A 16,318-nucleotide genomic window follows, 5' to 3' on the forward strand; every position below is an offset into this window, starting at 1 on the left:
TATGTTTAATAATGTTTAATCAAATCAACCGTTGAACGATCCAATTTTTTCACCAAGGCTTGCAAGAAAGCTTGGGCTTCTAGGAAGTCATCCATAGCGTAGAGTGTTTGGTGAGAGTGGATATAACGAGCGCAGACACCGATAGTTGTAGATGGGACACCACCATTTTTCAGATGAGCTGCTCCAGCGTCTGTTCCACCTTTTCCACAATAGTATTGGTATTTGATGCCAGCTTCTTCAGCCGTTGTCAAAAGGAAATCTTTCATGCCTGGGAGGAGCAAGTGACCTGGGTCGTAGAAACGAATCAAGGTTCCATCCCCAATCTTGCCTTGGCCACCATAAACATCACCAGCAGGTGAACAGTCAACAGCTAGGAAAACTTCTGGATCAAACTTAGTTGTGGAAGTATGAGCACCACGAAGACCAACCTCTTCTTGGACGTTAGAGCCAAGATAGAGTTCATTTCCGAATTTTTGACCTGACAGAGCTTCCGCCAACTCGCTCACCATAAGAACACCGTAGCGGTTGTCCCAAGCTTTTGAGATGATATTTTTCTCATTGGCCGTCAAGATTGCAGAACTATCTGGTACGATGGTGTCGCCAGGACGGATGCCAAAGCTTTCTGCCTCAGCCTTGTCTGCAAACCCACCATCAAAAATGATATCTGAAATTGCTGGCATAGTTGGGCCACCTGTTCCACGTGTCAAATGTGGAGGGACAGAACCTGAGATCACAGGAATTTCACGACCGTCACGAGTAAAGAGTTTAAAGCGTTGACTGCTGACCACCATAGGATTCCAACCACCGATTTCTACAACACGAAAGGTACCGTCTGGCTTAATTTCGCTGACCATAAAACCAACTTCATCCATATGAGAAGCGACCAAGACGCGCGGTGCATCCGCAGCTTCTGAATGCTTGATACCAAAAATACCACCCAAGCCATCTGTCACCACTTCATCCACGTGCGGTGTCAACTTTTCACGAAGATAAGCACGGACAGGTGCTTCATGACCTGAGATCGCAGCAAGTTCTGTTACTTCTTTGATTTTTGAAAATAATGTTGTCATTTCAATTCCTTCTTTCTTTCATCCATTTTACCACTTTTTATAGGAGAAGGATAGCGGGAATCATCATTCCAGATAAAACTACTTGTGAAAAAACGAATCACCATTGTAATTCGTTTTATTTATGATTCCGTTTGAGTGAAAAATGGTCTGGGACGGGGTCCTTACCTGTTTTCGACCAGGGATGGCAACGTAAAATCCGAGCCAAGCCCATCAAAACACCCTTGAAGCCATATTTTTCAATAGCCTGAATCATGTAGTTTGAACAGGTCGGCTCAAAGCGACAAGAGGGTGGAAAGGCTGGTGAGATAAAACGTTGGTAAAAGCGCACAGGCGCTATTAAAATTCGTTTCATTATTTCTTGGTTACAGCCATGGTGTGTAGTTGACTGATTTCTTTTTTATTAAGACGACGGGATTCTCCTGGACGGAGTCCTGTCAAGTCTAGATGTCCGAAACGAGTCCGTGACAACTTGTCCACTTGGAGACCGACAGCTTCAAACATCTTTTTAACCTGGTGGTTACGCCCTTCATGGATAGTCAACTGCACCACAGAGCGGTTTTTTACTGGATCCACTTTGAGAATCTCATAGACAGCCGGCTTAGTTTTCTTACCCTCAATCTCCACTCCACGAGTCAAGGGACGAAGATTTTCCTTATTGGCAACACCTTTGACACGCGCGACATAAACCTTGTCAATCTCATTACGAGGGTGAATCATCTCATCCGTAAAATCCCCATCATTGGTCAAAATCAAGACTCCTGATGTATCCCAGTCCAAACGACCTACAGGGTAGATGCGCTCCTTCACGTTGGGCAAGAGGTCGACAACCGTCTTACGCCCCTTGTCATCTGTCACACTGGAAATGACACCGCGTGGTTTGTTAAGCAGATAATATACCTTTTCTTCGTTGTAGATAGGTTGGCCTTCAACTTCAACCGTGTCGCCTGACTTGATGGTCGTTGCGAGTTCACGCACCACTTGGCCATTAACCGTCACCAAGCCTTGCTTGATCAACTCTTCTGCTTTTCTCCTACTGGCCACACCTGCGTGGGCAATATACTTATTGATTCTCATCTTCTTCTATCCTTTCACCAAATAATTGGCTTTCTTGGGCTTGAATCTCAAGCTCATCAATCACTGGTAATTCTTCCAAATGGTTAATTCCCATGTAATCTAGGAAATAATCTGTTGTCACATAGAGGTTGGGGCGTCCCAACACTTCTTTTTTCCCGTCTTCTCGTATCAAGTCAAAGGCCTGCAACTTCGCCAAAGCCCCACTCGAGTTGACCCCACGGATGGCATCAATTTCTATCCGTGTAATCGGCTGCTTATAGGCAATGATGGACAAGGTCTCAAGGGCAGCCCGAGATAAACTCTGGTTGATAGGTGCCTTAGAGTATTCCTTCAAAATCTCTGAAAACTGAGGCTTGGTCACCAATCTATAAGCACCACCAGTCTCAATCAGATCCAAACTGGAATCTAGGTCCTTTTCATACTTCTGAGATAATTTTTCTAAACTCTGTTGGATGCCTGTCGGTGGCAGAGAGAGGAGTTCAGCTAACTGGCGGACTCTAATCCCATCTTCACCCGCTACAAACAAGAGCGCTTCTATTTTTGCTAAAGTACTCATCTTTCCTCTCTATCAAGTCTAGCTTTGGGCCACTTGACTTTCTTCCTTCTTTTCCATGAGATAAATATCTCCGAAACTTTCCTCTTGCACGAGGATCAGCTCCTGTGTTTTGATTAACTCTAGGGTTGCTAAAAAGAGGGTAATGACCTCTTGGACATTCTGGGCTTCCTTAAACAAATCCTGCAAGCGCAATTGATCTCGTCCAGCTAAGGACTCTTTCACGATAATCATCATGTCCTCAATCTTATACTCATCTCGCAAGATAGTCGTGTGATTCTGTGCGAACTCCTCTTTTTTCTTGGCTAGGATATTTGAAAAAGCTAAAAAGAGGTCAATGGTCGTCTTGTCATGCACAAGCTCCGCATCTTCGTAAATCAACTCTGTCGGCGCTTTGGAATAATACTGGGCCCGTTCCTGGTGCTTGGCTTCCAAGTGCTCCCCCAAGAGCTTGAACTTGCGGTATTCTTCGATTTGAGAGAGGAGATCCTGTTCCAGGTCATCCTCCAAATCGGTCACTTCCGCTACCTTTGGAAGAAGCTTGCGACTCTTGATCAGCATGAGCTGACTGGCCATAACCATGTACTCGCCCGTCACTTCCAGACGCATGGCCTGCAGGGTTGAAACATAAGCTAGATACTGTTCGATGACTTCCGTAATGGGCACATCGTAGATATCCATCTGATACTTAGAAACCAGGTGCAAGAGCAAGTCCAGGGGCCCTTCAAAATCTTTTAATTTAATATCCATTATCTATATTTTTCTAAGGTCAGGACTGTTTTTAATCCTAATTTTTTTGCAATTTCGTACAAATCGACCTTGTTTTCAATTTGTCGTAGAATGAACTGTTCCCGCAAGGCTTGGGCTGATAGTGCTGGAAAACCTTTCTCCTTGACAAAAGCTTCTAGCTGACGGAAGGCCCACTGACGAGAATAGGCTTTCCCTGTCCTTTCAAAAAGATAGGTCTGGCCCATCAAGGGTTCTAGCTCTGAAAGCAAGCTCGTGGGAATGGTGACAATCCTCTGTTGAGAAGCCTTCTGGATTCTCAACACCTGAAAATCCAGATTGATATCCGCAACCTTGAGAGCTAATATCTCACTTGGCAAGAGTCCCATTTCTAGGATTAAGAGCGCTAGCAAGCGGCCCTCTGGAAAGTCGCTCCCCTGCCAAAAAGAGTCTAGGTCTAGAATTTCTGGTTTTTCAGCTTTCTTTTCAGCTTGTTTAGCTAATTCCAAGCGGTAAAAACTATCCACTTCTCCTTTTTGATAGAGAAAGTAGAGAAATTGGTTACAGGCCGAAATCTTTCGCTTCTGGGCGCTGATTTTTAGATTGGCTAGTTGGGCTTGGTAAATCTTGAGACTGGTATCAGAAATCCGCTCGCCTACAATGTCTAAAAATTGCTCCAGATCATACTTATAGGACTGCTTGGAATTGGCAGACAAGCCCTGCTTTTCCTCTAAAAAATCTGAAATTCTGTCTCTCATTTGCATCGAATCTCATATTCCTTACTAAAGTCATGCAAGAGGGCATTCACTGCCTTGAGGATAGACTTGCGCGTGATAATCCCTTGGAAAATCCCTGACGCATCCACAACAGGCAAGAAGGACTCATCTACCAGCTTGTGCAAGACCTCCGTAATGGTAAAATCAGGCGAAACAACCGCTACATCCGTTTTGGTCATATGAACAATATCCGTATCCGCCATGATTTCTTGGCTCAAGTCATGCTCCATCTGATAAGCCATAATATCTCTGAGCCCAATCGTCCCAACAAACTGTTTTTCATCTGTCACAACAGGAACACGGGTGTAGGTCATCTGACTAAGCAAGAGGGTTGCATGATCCGCATTGTGGGTATCAATTAACACAGCTAGATTTTCAGCAGGGGTCAAAAAAGTTTCTTCTTGCCCCAACAAGAAAGTCTCAAACTCCTTGGCAATCATCGGCTAAACTCCTTGGACAAGCCCGGATACACCTCGTGGTCTCGTGTCAAAAAGTCCACTTTAAAATAACTGTCATCAATCTCCACACGAGCATAGAGACATTCTCTGATAGTCCCACGTGGTTGACTGATAGAACCTGGATTTAGAAAAAGAGTCTTTCCTTCCATCCAAGCATTTGGCACATGCAAGTGACCATAGAGACAGATATCGGCCTCTTCCTCCTGAGCCCAGTAGTCCAACTTTTGAAAGTTGAAATTGATGTCAAACAAGTGACCATGAGTTTGGATAATCTTGGTCGAACCAAGCTCGGTCACCAAACGTTCTGGGTAGCCGGCGTAGAAGTCCATGTTCCCTTTAACAACACGTATGCCTTCCCAAAGGGGAGAATCAGGACGCAGTTCAGAATCGCCGTTATGAAAAACGGCATCAACTTTGCCTACATAGCGATCACGGATTTCTTCCACAATCAAGCTATCGCCATGAGAATCGCTCATTACAATGATGGTTTGCTTTGCCATGATGGAAATACCTCCAAAAGTTTCTTAACGGCTAAGGCACGGTGAGATTGACTATTTTTTTCTTCAAGGGTTAATTCAGCTGAGGACTTGCCTGTCTCTCCTACAAGGAAGAGAGGATCATAGCCGAAGCCATTTTCACCCTTAGGTTCAAAGTTAATGTAGCCTGGCCAGTCTGCTTCAACAACCAAACTTTCCTTGTTTGGGCTGGCTACGACCAGGGTTGTATGGAATTGAGCCGAGCGGTCCTTGAGTTCAAAGACCATGGCCAATTCGTGCAAGAGTTTGGCATTGTTTTCACGGTCAGTAGCTCCCACTCCTGCAAAACGAGCTGACCAGACACCTGGCAAGCCACCAAGGACATCGACTTTGAGACCAGAGTCATCTGCCAAAACCATCTTGCCTGTTAATTGAGAAATAGTTTCTGCCTTGAGACGGGCATTTTCTTCAAAGGTCATGCCTGTTTCAGCTACTTCAGGCAAGTCAGGATAGTCATTAAGATTTTCCACATCGTAGCCTAACTTATCAAAGATAGCTCGGAACTCTTTGGTCTTGCCCTCGTTACGAGTCGCAATCAACAAGGTTTCTCTGACCTTATTTGTTTCAAAGAAATCATGAACATCGACCCCTTCTTTGGGCAATTCCACATACAAGAGTTGGCCATTTTCAACCAAAAGCAAAGCTCCCTGACGTTGGATGACTTCCACATTTCGTCCCATTTCTTGGTTGAGGATATCTACCACAAAAGACAATAAACGGTAGAGAGAACCATAGCGTAAAACAATCACAGAAATAGGAAAACCTTGTTCCTCATCTCGAAATCTTTGGGCAAACTCAAATAGAGGAAAATCCAAGTCTTCATCAGTCAATGTCCGGACACCACCAAAAATACTATATGAGCCGACATACCAGTCCTGGTCATCCTTATATTCATAAATTTTATTTGTCATAATTCTACATGCTCCACATAAATCTCTTTTTCCAGCCATTCTTCACCAATTTGTGCAAAACTTTGGCTGCTGGCTGTTGTGTAAAAACGGTGATGGAGTGGTCCGGCATCACGACCACGATTGATTTCAAAATAATTAAGTAAGACTGAGATATCCCGTACGCACTCTGCTCCACTATCGATGAGCTGAACCTTGGGTCCCATGACATTTTGAATAATAGGTCTAAGGAGTGGATAATGGGTGCAACCCAAAATCAGGCTATCCACCTTTCCAACCAAGGGACGCAGGGTTTCATAGACCACTTTCTTGGTGACACTGGTTGACAGAGCACCAGACTCCACCAAGGGAGCAAACTTGGGACAGGCCAAACTCTCCACCTGTAAATCCGGATCCAGATCGTTGATTTTCTGACGATAGATGTCAGATTGGACCGTCATGGGCGTTCCAATCACTCCGATTTTCCCACCTTGGCTGGACTTGATGGCTGCCGAAGCTCCTGGCAAAATCACACCTAGAACAGGAATGTCTAGTTGAGCCTTGATTTCTTCCCAGACGACTGCAGTCGCAGTGTTACATGCAATGACAATCATCTTGACATCCTTGGTCAAGAGAAAGTTGACCAACTGCCAAGTGTATTCACGAATTTGCTCAGCAGGACGGGGGCCGTAAGGCGCCCGTGCTGAATCTCCAATATAGACGATTTCTTCATGGGGAAGCTGGCGCATGAGCTCGCGCACAACGGTCAAGCCCCCGACACCCGAATCCAAAAAACCAATTGGTCGATTATCCATACAGTCTTCTTTCTAGTCTTTTTTCTGATTGATAGTTCATTATGATTATTGATCCTTATGAACTGAATGACAGCCTAATCAATAACTATCTCTCTTAATCATAATCAAATATCAATAGAATGCAAGGAAAAAGTCTCATCCCTAAACCATAGTCAACATAGTGAGAAGTCTGGAACTTTCATCCCAGACTTTTCCTTATTTATTTTTTCTTTTTATTGTTAGCAAGGGCTGCCTTTTGTTGGCGGATGATTTGGTGGTAAACTTGTTGTACCTTAGCTTCGCTTGGTTTTTGACCATTTGCACTCAAAAGAGTACGAACTGCTTCAGCATTCAAACGTGGGTTGTCAGCGAATTCTTTTTCGATTTGCTTACGAATCAAGTACATTCCCCCAAGAGCTCCTCCTAGAAAAGCTAGCACAATCAATACAATTGCTAAAAGTAAATCCATCATTTTTCTCCTGTTTCTTTTTGAGTCTCTTTCATTATACCACAAACTAGCCACCCTGACTAGTTTGTTTTACGCTTTCAGAGATGAGTAAGCTGTAATTAAAGTTGGCTTATCTTTCTAGTCAAAACTAGAAAGAATATAAAAAATACACTCTCTTACCATTCGTTTCCTCCACTTTTTTAATACAAAACAATATCAAATATATATCCTTCTCTAATCCTCTTGACAACACTTCATTAGCTGGTAAAATTAGATTAACAATACAATATAGAAACAAAAGTTCGCCTCATTAAAAATGAAAGCGCTTTTAATTAATAAAGGAGGTTTCTATGGAAAAAATTTGGAAGGAGAAATCCTGTCGCTACAGTATTCGAAAGCTAACAGTCGGCACAGCCTCTGTTTTGCTTGGAGCGGTTTTTCTAGCTAGTCATACCGTCTCTGCTGATACTATTGAAGTACAGCAAAACGAGCCTGCATTAGAGAAAACTACAGTTAAGACAGACACTATAACAAAAGCAAGTGAATCAACTGAGCATACACAGTCAAACGTGCCAATTGATCATAAAAAACCAGTTCTAGCTAATAATAGTTCTTCTGAAAGCAAACCCGCTAATGCTGATGTTACTTCTGCTACAACTAATCAAGCCAGTACTGAGGCTATTGTAAAACCTAATGAAAATAAGGAAACCGAAAAACCAGAACTACCTGTGACAGAACAAAGCAACTATCAGCTAAACTATGATCGACCAACAGCTCCTTCCTATGATGGCTGGGAAAAACAAGCACTCCCAGTTGGGAATGGTGAAATGGGTGCTAAGGTTTTTGGTCTCATCGGCGAGGAGAGAATCCAATACAACGAAAAAACTCTTTGGTCAGGTGGTCCGCGTCCCGACAGTACCGACTATAACGGAGGAAACTATCAGGAACGGTATAAAATTTTAGCAGAAATTCGTAAGGCTCTTGAAGACGGAGATCGCCAAAAAGCCAAACGATTAGCTGAACAAAATCTAGTTGGACCAAACAACGCCCAGTATGGACGTTATCTAGCCTTTGGTGATATCTTCATGGTCTTCAATAACCAGAAAAAGGGGCTGGATACAGTTACAGACTATCACCGTGGTTTGGATATCACAGAAGCCACTACTACAACTTCTTACACCCAAGATGGAACGACCTTTAAAAGAGAAACCTTCTCAAGTTACCCTGATGATGTCACCGTGACCCACTTGACCCAAAAAGGGGACAAAAAACTTGATTTTACAGTTTGGAATAGCTTAACAGAAGATTTACTTGCTAACGGAAACTACTCAGCGGAATATTCTAACTACAAGAGTGGCCATGTTACGACAGACCCAAATGGTATCCTACTAAAAGGTACAGTCAAAGATAATGGCCTCCAGTTCGCATCCTATCTAGGAATTAAAACGGACGGAAAAGTTACTGTCCATGAGGATAGTTTAACAATCACAGGAGCTAGCTACGCTACGCTTTTACTCAGTGCCAAGACTAACTTTGCTCAGAATCCAAAAACAAACTATCGCAAAGACATTGACCTCGAAAAAACAGTTAAAGGCATTGTAGAAGCAGCTAGGGGCAAAGACTACGAGACACTTAAAAAGAACCATATCAAAGACTATCAAAGCCTCTTTAACCGCGTCAAACTAAACCTAGGTGGAAGCAATGCTGCTCAAACGACAAAAGAGGCCCTTCAGACCTATAACCCTAGCAAAGGGCAAAAACTGGAAGAACTCTTCTTCCAATACGGACGTTATTTATTGATTAGTTCATCTCGTGATCGGACAGATGCCCTTCCTGCCAACCTACAAGGAGTCTGGAATGCCGTAGACAATCCACCTTGGAACGCTGACTACCACCTCAATGTCAACTTGCAAATGAACTATTGGCCAGCCTACATGAGCAATCTAGCTGAAACAGCCAAGCCAATGATCAATTACATTGACGATATGCGTTACTATGGCCGTATCGCTGCTAAGGAATACGCCGGTATCGAATCCAAAGATGGACAAGAAAATGGTTGGCTGGTCCACACTCAAGCAACACCTTTTGGCTGGACTACTCCGGGTTGGAATTACTATTGGGGTTGGTCGCCAGCAGCTAATGCTTGGATGATGCAGAACGTTTATGACTACTATAAATTCACCAAGGATGAGACTTATCTCAAAGAAAAGATCTATCCAATGCTCAAGGAAACTGCTAAGTTCTGGAACTCCTTCTTGCACTATGACCAGGCCAGTGACCGTTGGGTGTCTTCTCCATCCTACTCACCAGAACACGGTACCATCACCATCGGAAACACCTTTGACCAGTCGCTAGTCTGGCAGCTATTCCATGACTACATGGAAGTTGCCAACCATCTGAAAGTCGACCAAGACTTAGTCACAGAGATCAAGGCTAAATTTGACAAACTAAAACCACTTCACATTAACAAAGAAGGACGTATCAAGGAATGGTACGAAGAAGACAGTCCACAATTCACTAATGAAGGCATTGAAAATAACCACCGCCACGTTTCCCATCTGGTAGGTCTCTTCCCAGGTACGCTCTTTAGCAAGGATCAGGCTGAATACTTAGAAGCTGCGCGTGCTACCCTCAATCACCGTGGAGATGGTGGTACTGGTTGGTCTAAGGCCAATAAAATCAACCTCTGGGCTCGTCTCTTAGACGGTAACCGTGCCCATCGCCTGCTTGCTGAACAGCTCAAATATTCAACCCTAGAAAACCTTTGGGATACGCACGCACCTTTCCAAATCGATGGAAACTTTGGAGCAACCAGTGGAATTGCAGAAATGCTTCTTCAATCACACACTGGCTACATTGCACCATTGCCAGCCCTTCCAGATGCTTGGAAAGACGGTCAGGTTTCTGGTCTGGTTGCTCGCGGTAACTTTGAAGTCAGCATGAAGTGGAAAGATAAAAACCTGCAAAGCTTGTCCTTCCTTTCAAATGTCGGTGGAGACCTAGTTGTAGATTATCCAAATATCGAAGCCAGTCAGGTTAAGGTTAATGGTAAATCTGTCAAAGCAACTGTTCTGAAAGATGGCCGCATTCAACTGGCAACACAAAAAGGTGATGTCATTACCTTTGAACATTTCCCTGGTCGTGTAACCAGTCTGACAGCAGTTAGACAAAATGGAGTCACTGCCGAACTCACCTTCAACCAAGTAGAAGGCGCTACCCACTATGTTATCCAAAGACAAGTGAAAGACGAATCTGGCCAAACCTCTGCAAGCAGAGAATTTGTGACCAATCAAACCCATTTTATCGACCGTTCACTCGACCCTCAACTCGTCTACACTTATACTGTTAAGGCTATGCTGGGTAATGTTTCTACACAGGTATCCGAAAAGGTCAATGTCGAAACCTATAACCAATTGATGGATGACCGTGATAGCCGAATCCAATACGGTTCTGCATTTGGAAACTGGGCAGACTCAGAATTATTTGGAGGAACAGAGAAGTTTGCCGACCTTTCACTAGGTAACTATACAGATAAAGATGCGACAGCAACCATTCCTTTCAATGGTGTTGGCATTGAAATCTATGGTCTCAAATCATCTCAATTAGGAATCGCTGAAGTCAAAATCGATGGTAAATCAGTCGGTGAACTGGACTTCTATACTGCAGGTGCAACTGAAAAAGGTAGCCTTATCGGTCGCTTCACAGGATTGTCAGATGGTGCTCATGTGATGACTATCACTGTAAAACAAGAGCATAAACACCGTGGCAGTGAGCGCTCCAAAATTTCCTTAGACTACTTTAAAGTTTTACCGGGACAAGGAACAACTATTGAAAAAATGGATGACCGTGACTCTCGCATTCAATACGGATCTCAATTCAAAGATTGGAGCGATACTGAATTATATAAGAGCACAGAAAAATATGCGGACATCAATAACGCCGACCCAAGTACTGTTTCAGAAGCTCAGGCAACCATTCCATTTACTGGAACAGGTATTCGAATTTACGGACTTAAAACATCCGCTCTCGGAAAAGCTCTCGTGACACTGGATGGAAAAGAAATGCCAAGTCTAGACTTCTACACTGCTGGCGCTACCGAAAAGGCAACCTTAATTGGAGAATTTACTAATCTGACCGATGGTAATCATATTTTGACATTGAAAGTTGATCCAAATTCACCAGCAGGTCGCAAGAAAATTTCTCTAGATTCATTTGATGTGATTAAGGCTCCAGCTGTAAGCTTGGATAGTCCAAGTATCGCACCACTTAAGGAAGGGGATAAAAACATCTCTTTAACTCTTCCAGCTGGAGATTGGGAAGCCATCGCTGTGACCTTCCCAGGCATCAAAGATCCACTCGTTTTACGCAGGATAGACGATAATCATCTAGTTACGACTGGAGATCAGACTGTCTTATCAATCCAAGATAATCAGGTACAAATCCCTATCCCTGACGAAACCAATCGAAAAATTGGAAATGCGATAGAAGCTTATTCTATCCAGGGAAATACAACAAGCAGTCCTGTAATAGCTGTCTTTACCAAAAAGGATGAGAAGAAGGTTGAGAATCAGCAGCCAACTACAAGCAAGGGAGATGACCCTGCTCCTATTGTAGAAATTCCTGAATACACTAAGCCTATCGGTACAGCTGGACAGGAACAACCGCCTACCGTTTCTATTCCTGAGTACACTGAGCCTATCGGCACAGCAGGACAAGAACTGCCACCTACTGTTTCTATCCCTGAATACACTCAACCTATCGGAACGGCTGGACAGGAACAACCGCCTACCGTTTCTATTCCTGAGTACACTGAGCCTATCGGAACTGCTGGACAGGAACAACCGCCTACTGTTTCTATCCCTGAATACACTAAACCTATCGGAACGGCTGGACAGGAACAACCGCCTACTGTTTCTATCCCTGAATACACTAAACCTATCGGAACGGCTGGACAGGAACAACCTCCTGTAGTAAATATTCCTGAGTACACTCAACCTATCGGCACAGCAGGACTAGAACAACCGCCTACTGTTTCTATCCCTGAGTACACTCAACCTGTCGGGACAGCGGGACAAGAACAAGCTCCTACTGTTTCTGTTCCTGAATATAAACTTCGTGTCTTAAAGGATGAAAAGACTAAAGTTGAAATTATTGGAGGAGCGACTGACTTAGAGGGAATTTCTCACATTTCTAGCAGACGCGTTTTAGCTCAAGAACTATTTGGTAAGACCTATGATGCTTACGATCTTCACCTTAAAAATTCAACAGATCATAGTTTACAACCAAAAGGAACTGTCTTGGTCCGCTTGCCTATTTCCTCAGCTGTCGAAAATGTCTACTACCTAACTCCATCAAAAGAGTTACAGGCACTCGATTTTACTATTCGCGAGGGAATGGCAGAATTTATGACTAGTCATTTCAGCACCTATGCAGTCGTTTATCAAGCTAATGGAGCATCAACTACTGCAAATCAAAAACCAAGTGAAACAGATATCAAACCATTAGCCAACAGCTCTGAGCAAGTTTCATCTAGTCCAGACCTTGTCCAATCTGCAAGTGCTTCTCCTAAAGAACAACTTCCAGCTACTGGTGAAACATCCAATCCACTACTATTCTTGTCAGGATTGAGTCTAGTCCTAACAGCAACTTTTCTACTTAAGAGCAAGAAGGATGAGTCCAACTAACTTTTAAGCACACAAAAACCAGGATGAAGATAAGCTTCATCCTGGTTTCTTTTATCAATAAAAGATTATTTTTTTACAGTAGGTATAAAATTGCTAGTGTAAAGAGACTTGCTAATAGCCCCACTCCCCAAAAGAAGAAGTCGACCTTCCACTCGCTCCAAGGACTTCCCTTACCAGACAATCCTCCAAGCTCAAAATGATGATGCACAGGCGTCATACGGAAAATACGTTTACCACCTGTCAGTTTAAAATAACTGACTTGCATCATGACCGAAGTTGTTTCAAAGACATAAACAATTCCGATAATCAAGAGAGTCCATTCTTGGTGGAGGGCCATAGAGATAGCTGCCAACATTCCACCTAGGGCCAAACTTCCCACATCCCCCATAAAGACTTTAGCAGGCTTATGGTTAAAGACGAAGAAACCAAGCAAACCACCAATCATGGCAAGAATCACTAGAAGGATATCCATCTGACCTTGCACATAGGCAATAACTCCATAGGCAGACAAGCTAATCACAACGGAAATACTAGCTAGACCGTCAATACCATCTGTCAAGTTGACTGCGTTTGAAAAACCAACTAGCCAGAAAAGAGCGAAGATAATATAGAAAATCCCTAAATGCACTTGGTAGCCAAAGACAGAGAGCATATCGCCCCCACGCTCATAAAAAAGGTAGAAAATGACGCCACCTAGCAGCTGAAGAGCCAATTTCTGTTTGGGGTTTAGCCCCTCATTGATCTTTCGGAAGACCTTGAGAAAGTCATCTAAAAAACCAACCAAGCCATACAAGACCAAAATAAACAAAATCATACCAACATTATTGGTCAATTGTTTCGAAAAAAGAGCGACGAGGAAACTCACCACAACTGCAGCAATGAGGAAAACAAGTCCCCCCATTGTAGGAGTCCCAGCTTTTGCCTGGTGCTGTTTAACATCCTCATGCATCTGCTGGCCTGTAATTTGCGCCTTTCTATAAAATTGGATAAAGGCCGGAATTCCTACTAAAGTTAGTAAAAATGTCACAATTCCAGCACTAATAGAAATAAACATATTAGTCTCCTAAAGTTAATTTAATTTTTTTAATGTTTTTGATAGCTGTATTAGTCCGAACATCTTGCTTCTGAACAACGGAACCTGAACCTTCAAATTCCAGTTCAATATCCAACCATTTAGCAAAGGTCTCGGCAGTCTCTTTTTTCCAGCCATACATGTCTGGAATTTCTTCTACCTTATCCGATAAAAGGAGAACTTGTTGGTTTGGTGCAAGATTGGTCCCTTCTTCTACAGAAGTCTCTTTAATCTTTGTTCCAGTACCTACAACGATTGGTTGCACAATATTTCGGCGTAAGGCTTCCGCCAACTCACCAGGTGAAATATCCTTGATGCTAGGCATTGCATAAGAAGATTCTGTCGTAACTTTATCTAAATTTTTGGCTGGAGATTGAAGATTGAGAGATTCTTTCATAGCTGAAGCCCGCTCCAAGATTGGGGTGGCAAATTCTCCCAACTGGATACCTGAATAATGCTCAGGCTGTTGAACCGTTACATACAAGATAAAATCAGGATTTTCAGCAGGATTCATAGTCACAACTGAGAAAATATAATTGGTAGAACCAACCAAGTATCCTCCATTTTTCTCATCAGCGATTTGAGCCGTACCGGATTTAACTGCTACATTTTGTCCAGGAACTGTTATAATTGGCTTTCCTGTGTAGTGATTATACATAGTTCCATATAGAGGGTCCGTCCCAACTAAGATCATGTGATTTCGAGTTGTGCTTGCTGCCTCTTTGGAAACAGGATTTCCTACTATTTCTTTTTGTGACTTACGTACAGACTGATTGTTAGTATCATAAATAGCACTTATAAATTTTGGCTCCAGCATAACTCCATCATTAGCAATAGCTGTAAAGGCACGAAGCATTTGTGTTTGTGTCACTGAAATTCCTTGCCCAAATGAGCTTTGAGCAATACTAACAATATTATCAGCTGGAAGTTGACCAGCGTATTCATCTGTCAAGCCAAAGCGAGTTGGAACCCCAAATTTAAAGCGTTTTAGATAATCCAACCAAGTAGCATCTCCCATTTTTTGTTCAAGTAGACTCATTCCAACATTACTGGAGTGAGCGAAACCTTGTAAGAAAGTCATCATACTACCAGTAGTCAAACCCTCATTAACATCCCAATCTCGAGTCGTCGCATCCGCCATTTTAAATTCACTGCTATTGAAGTATTCTCCACTTGGGAAGGTATTATTATCAATAGAAGAAGCTAACGTCATAACCTTCATGCCTGATCCTGGTTCATAGTTACTTTGATAAAGAATGTCACGCCAAACAAAGTCCTCAGTGATTCCTTCTTTAGTATCTGCATTAAAGGTAGGTCGTTGGGTGGTAGCGAGGATTTCACCTGTTTTAGCGCTGACCAAGGTAGCCGTCATATACTTGCCTTTTAGTTTTTCCTGAAAGGCGTCCATCTGCGTTTCCATAAAGGATTGCAAGGGACTAGAAAGGGTTGTGTATACATCCTTTCCATCTACCGTTTGTTGGGAAGCTTGATCTGTACCCGGAACAATATTTCCCAGACGATCTTTCTCATAGGTGATGATCCCATCTGTACCCGCCAGAATGTTATTTAAAGAACTCTCTAGACCAGAGGTTCCAATCAACCTTTTGGTGCCATCTTCATTTTCATGAAGTTGTGCTAAACCGATAAAGGAAGAAGCAAACTGTCCATTGGGATAACTGCGGTTAGGGCTAGTTGTAAAGTCAACCCCTTCAACCCCAGCTGTTTTGAGGTCATTTTTTATGGCCATCATATTGGCATAGGTGATCCCATTCCCCTTGGCTCCAAAAGATACCTGTTTCAGATCTGGTTGAGAAAGCTGTTCTTTGACATAAGACTCCTCCATATCTAGGTATTTATGGAAAATTTCAGCTACCTTATTAAATTGAGAATCCTCTACATAGAGTATCTTGCCAGTTGCTGACTTGTAGGTCTTGTCAATAACGGCATAGATATTATACGAAGTCGCATCCTCTGCAATAGGCGTTCCATTACGATCGTAGATGGTTCCCCGTTTTGCAGGAATCGTCTTGGTTGTTTGATGGACCTTGTTTGCTTCTTGAACCAAGTCCTTACCAAATTTTTTACCCGTTCCGATAATGACCGCAAAGTTGACCAAAAAGACAGCGAAGAGTATGACAGCCAATAAACTCAGGCTTTTCCCTACTCTTCGACGATTTTCTTCTGGAGATTTACGGTTACGAACGGCATAACGGATGATTTTTTCTTTCCACTGTTTCATT

General features: G+C 43.0%; 14 protein-coding genes. 1 reads left to right on the forward strand and 13 read right to left on the reverse strand.

Features of this window, described 5'->3' with window-relative positions:
- Nucleotides 1-5 precede the first annotated feature (5 nt).
- The 11 genes from pepA to BWR56_RS08090 all read right to left on the reverse strand — a co-directional run bounded on the left by pepA (nucleotide 6) and on the right by BWR56_RS08090 (nucleotide 7,343).
- Nucleotides 6-1,070: a glutamyl aminopeptidase gene (gene pepA / locus BWR56_RS08040; protein WP_076984783.1), complete on the reverse strand. Its 1,065-nt coding sequence runs from the start codon at nucleotides 1,068-1,070 to the stop codon at nucleotides 6-8.
- A gap of 115 nt (nucleotides 1,071-1,185) precedes the next feature.
- A complete protein-coding gene (gene yidD, locus BWR56_RS08045; protein ID WP_076984784.1) occupies nucleotides 1,186-1,422 on the reverse strand; it encodes a membrane protein insertion efficiency factor YidD in 237 nt (78 codons plus the stop codon).
- On the reverse strand, nucleotides 1,422-2,144 hold the full coding sequence (locus BWR56_RS08050) for a pseudouridine synthase (protein ID WP_076984785.1): 723 nt from the start codon (nucleotides 2,142-2,144) through the stop codon (nucleotides 1,422-1,424). Before BWR56_RS08050 ends, yidD begins: the two co-directional genes overlap by 1 nt.
- Complete coding sequence (scpB, locus tag BWR56_RS08055; RefSeq protein ID WP_076984786.1) at nucleotides 2,131-2,700, reverse strand: SMC-Scp complex subunit ScpB; 570 nt, start codon at nucleotides 2,698-2,700, stop codon at nucleotides 2,131-2,133. The genes BWR56_RS08050 and scpB overlap by 14 nt, the downstream gene beginning before the upstream one ends.
- 18 nt (nucleotides 2,701-2,718) lie before the next feature.
- Nucleotides 2,719-3,447: a segregation/condensation protein A gene (locus BWR56_RS08060; RefSeq protein WP_076984787.1), complete on the reverse strand. Its 729-nt coding sequence runs from the start codon at nucleotides 3,445-3,447 to the stop codon at nucleotides 2,719-2,721.
- The gene (gene xerD / locus BWR56_RS08065; RefSeq protein WP_335755396.1) at nucleotides 3,447-4,181 is read right to left on the reverse strand and encodes a site-specific tyrosine recombinase XerD; all 735 of its coding nucleotides are present in this window, start codon (nucleotides 4,179-4,181) and stop codon (nucleotides 3,447-3,449) included. Before xerD ends, BWR56_RS08060 begins: the two co-directional genes overlap by 1 nt.
- Nucleotides 4,178-4,639, reverse strand: coding sequence for a cyclic-di-AMP-binding protein CbpB (cbpB, locus tag BWR56_RS08070; RefSeq protein ID WP_000560716.1), 462 nt, complete (start codon nucleotides 4,637-4,639; stop codon nucleotides 4,178-4,180). The genes xerD and cbpB overlap by 4 nt, the downstream gene beginning before the upstream one ends.
- Nucleotides 4,636-5,157 carry a metallophosphoesterase gene (locus BWR56_RS08075; protein WP_020902175.1) on the reverse strand — a complete coding sequence of 174 codons (522 nt, stop codon included), beginning with the start codon at nucleotides 5,155-5,157 and terminating at the stop codon, nucleotides 4,636-4,638. Before BWR56_RS08075 ends, cbpB begins: the two co-directional genes overlap by 4 nt.
- A complete protein-coding gene (locus tag BWR56_RS08080; RefSeq protein WP_394355681.1) occupies nucleotides 5,133-6,143 on the reverse strand; it encodes a nucleoside-triphosphate diphosphatase in 1,011 nt (336 codons plus the stop codon). The genes BWR56_RS08075 and BWR56_RS08080 overlap by 25 nt, the downstream gene beginning before the upstream one ends.
- Nucleotides 6,101-6,895 carry a glutamate racemase gene (gene racE, locus BWR56_RS08085; protein ID WP_049493675.1) on the reverse strand — a complete coding sequence of 265 codons (795 nt, stop codon included), beginning with the start codon at nucleotides 6,893-6,895 and terminating at the stop codon, nucleotides 6,101-6,103. Before racE ends, BWR56_RS08080 begins: the two co-directional genes overlap by 43 nt.
- 199 nt (nucleotides 6,896-7,094) lie before the next feature.
- Nucleotides 7,095-7,343, reverse strand: coding sequence for a YneF family protein (locus tag BWR56_RS08090; protein ID WP_076984790.1), 249 nt, complete (start codon nucleotides 7,341-7,343; stop codon nucleotides 7,095-7,097).
- A 329-nt stretch (nucleotides 7,344-7,672) separates the two neighbouring features.
- Between BWR56_RS08090 and BWR56_RS08095 the strand changes: the two genes are divergently transcribed.
- Entirely contained in the window at nucleotides 7,673-13,006 is a 5,334-nt protein-coding gene (locus BWR56_RS08095; RefSeq protein WP_076984791.1) for an SIALI-17 repeat-containing surface protein, read from the forward strand.
- Between the two features lie 73 nt (nucleotides 13,007-13,079).
- Here the strand turns inward: BWR56_RS08095 and mraY are convergent, their stop codons facing one another.
- Together mraY and pbp2x are read right to left on the reverse strand one after the other, a co-directional pair.
- Complete coding sequence (gene mraY / locus BWR56_RS08100; protein ID WP_042750140.1) at nucleotides 13,080-14,060, reverse strand: phospho-N-acetylmuramoyl-pentapeptide-transferase; 981 nt, start codon at nucleotides 14,058-14,060, stop codon at nucleotides 13,080-13,082.
- A gap of 1 nt (nucleotide 14,061) precedes the next feature.
- Complete coding sequence (gene pbp2x / locus BWR56_RS08105; RefSeq protein ID WP_076984792.1) at nucleotides 14,062-16,317, reverse strand: penicillin-binding protein PBP2X; 2,256 nt, start codon at nucleotides 16,315-16,317, stop codon at nucleotides 14,062-14,064.
- Between the last annotated feature and the right edge of the window lies 1 nt (nucleotide 16,318).

The sequence above is a fragment of the Streptococcus oralis genome, from assembly GCF_001983955.1.
GTDB classification, from domain to species: Bacteria; Bacillota; Bacilli; order Lactobacillales; family Streptococcaceae; genus Streptococcus; species Streptococcus jiangnanensis.

Bases quoted from the DNA above. Each gene is read 5' to 3' on its own strand.
- pepA (WP_076984783.1), bottom strand. From the start codon at position 1,070: ATGACAACATTATTTTCAAAAATCAAAGAAGTAACAGAACTTGCTGCG.
- BWR56_RS08050 (WP_076984785.1), bottom strand. From the start codon at position 2,144: ATGAGAATCAATAAGTATATTGCCCACGCAGGTGTGGCCAGTAGGAGA.
- racE (WP_049493675.1), bottom strand. From the start codon at position 6,895: ATGGATAATCGACCAATTGGTTTTTTGGATTCGGGTGTCGGGGGCTTG.
- cbpB (WP_000560716.1), bottom strand. From the start codon at position 4,639: ATGATTGCCAAGGAGTTTGAGACTTTCTTGTTGGGGCAAGAAGAAACT.
- scpB (WP_076984786.1), bottom strand. From the start codon at position 2,700: ATGAGTACTTTAGCAAAAATAGAAGCGCTCTTGTTTGTAGCGGGTGAA.
- BWR56_RS08060 (WP_076984787.1), bottom strand. From the start codon at position 3,447: ATGGATATTAAATTAAAAGATTTTGAAGGGCCCCTGGACTTGCTCTTG.
- BWR56_RS08080 (WP_394355681.1), bottom strand. From the start codon at position 6,143: ATGGCTGGAAAAAGAGATTTATGTGGAGCATGTAGAATTATGACAAAT.
- BWR56_RS08075 (WP_020902175.1), bottom strand. From the start codon at position 5,157: ATGGCAAAGCAAACCATCATTGTAATGAGCGATTCTCATGGCGATAGC.
- yidD (WP_076984784.1), bottom strand. From the start codon at position 1,422: ATGAAACGAATTTTAATAGCGCCTGTGCGCTTTTACCAACGTTTTATC.
- BWR56_RS08090 (WP_076984790.1), bottom strand. From the start codon at position 7,343: ATGGATTTACTTTTAGCAATTGTATTGATTGTGCTAGCTTTTCTAGGA.
- BWR56_RS08095 (WP_076984791.1), top strand. From the start codon at position 7,673: ATGGAAAAAATTTGGAAGGAGAAATCCTGTCGCTACAGTATTCGAAAG.
- pbp2x (WP_076984792.1), bottom strand. From the start codon at position 16,317: ATGAAACAGTGGAAAGAAAAAATCATCCGTTATGCCGTTCGTAACCGT.
- mraY (WP_042750140.1), bottom strand. From the start codon at position 14,060: ATGTTTATTTCTATTAGTGCTGGAATTGTGACATTTTTACTAACTTTA.
- xerD (WP_335755396.1), bottom strand. From the start codon at position 4,181: ATGAGAGACAGAATTTCAGATTTTTTAGAGGAAAAGCAGGGCTTGTCT.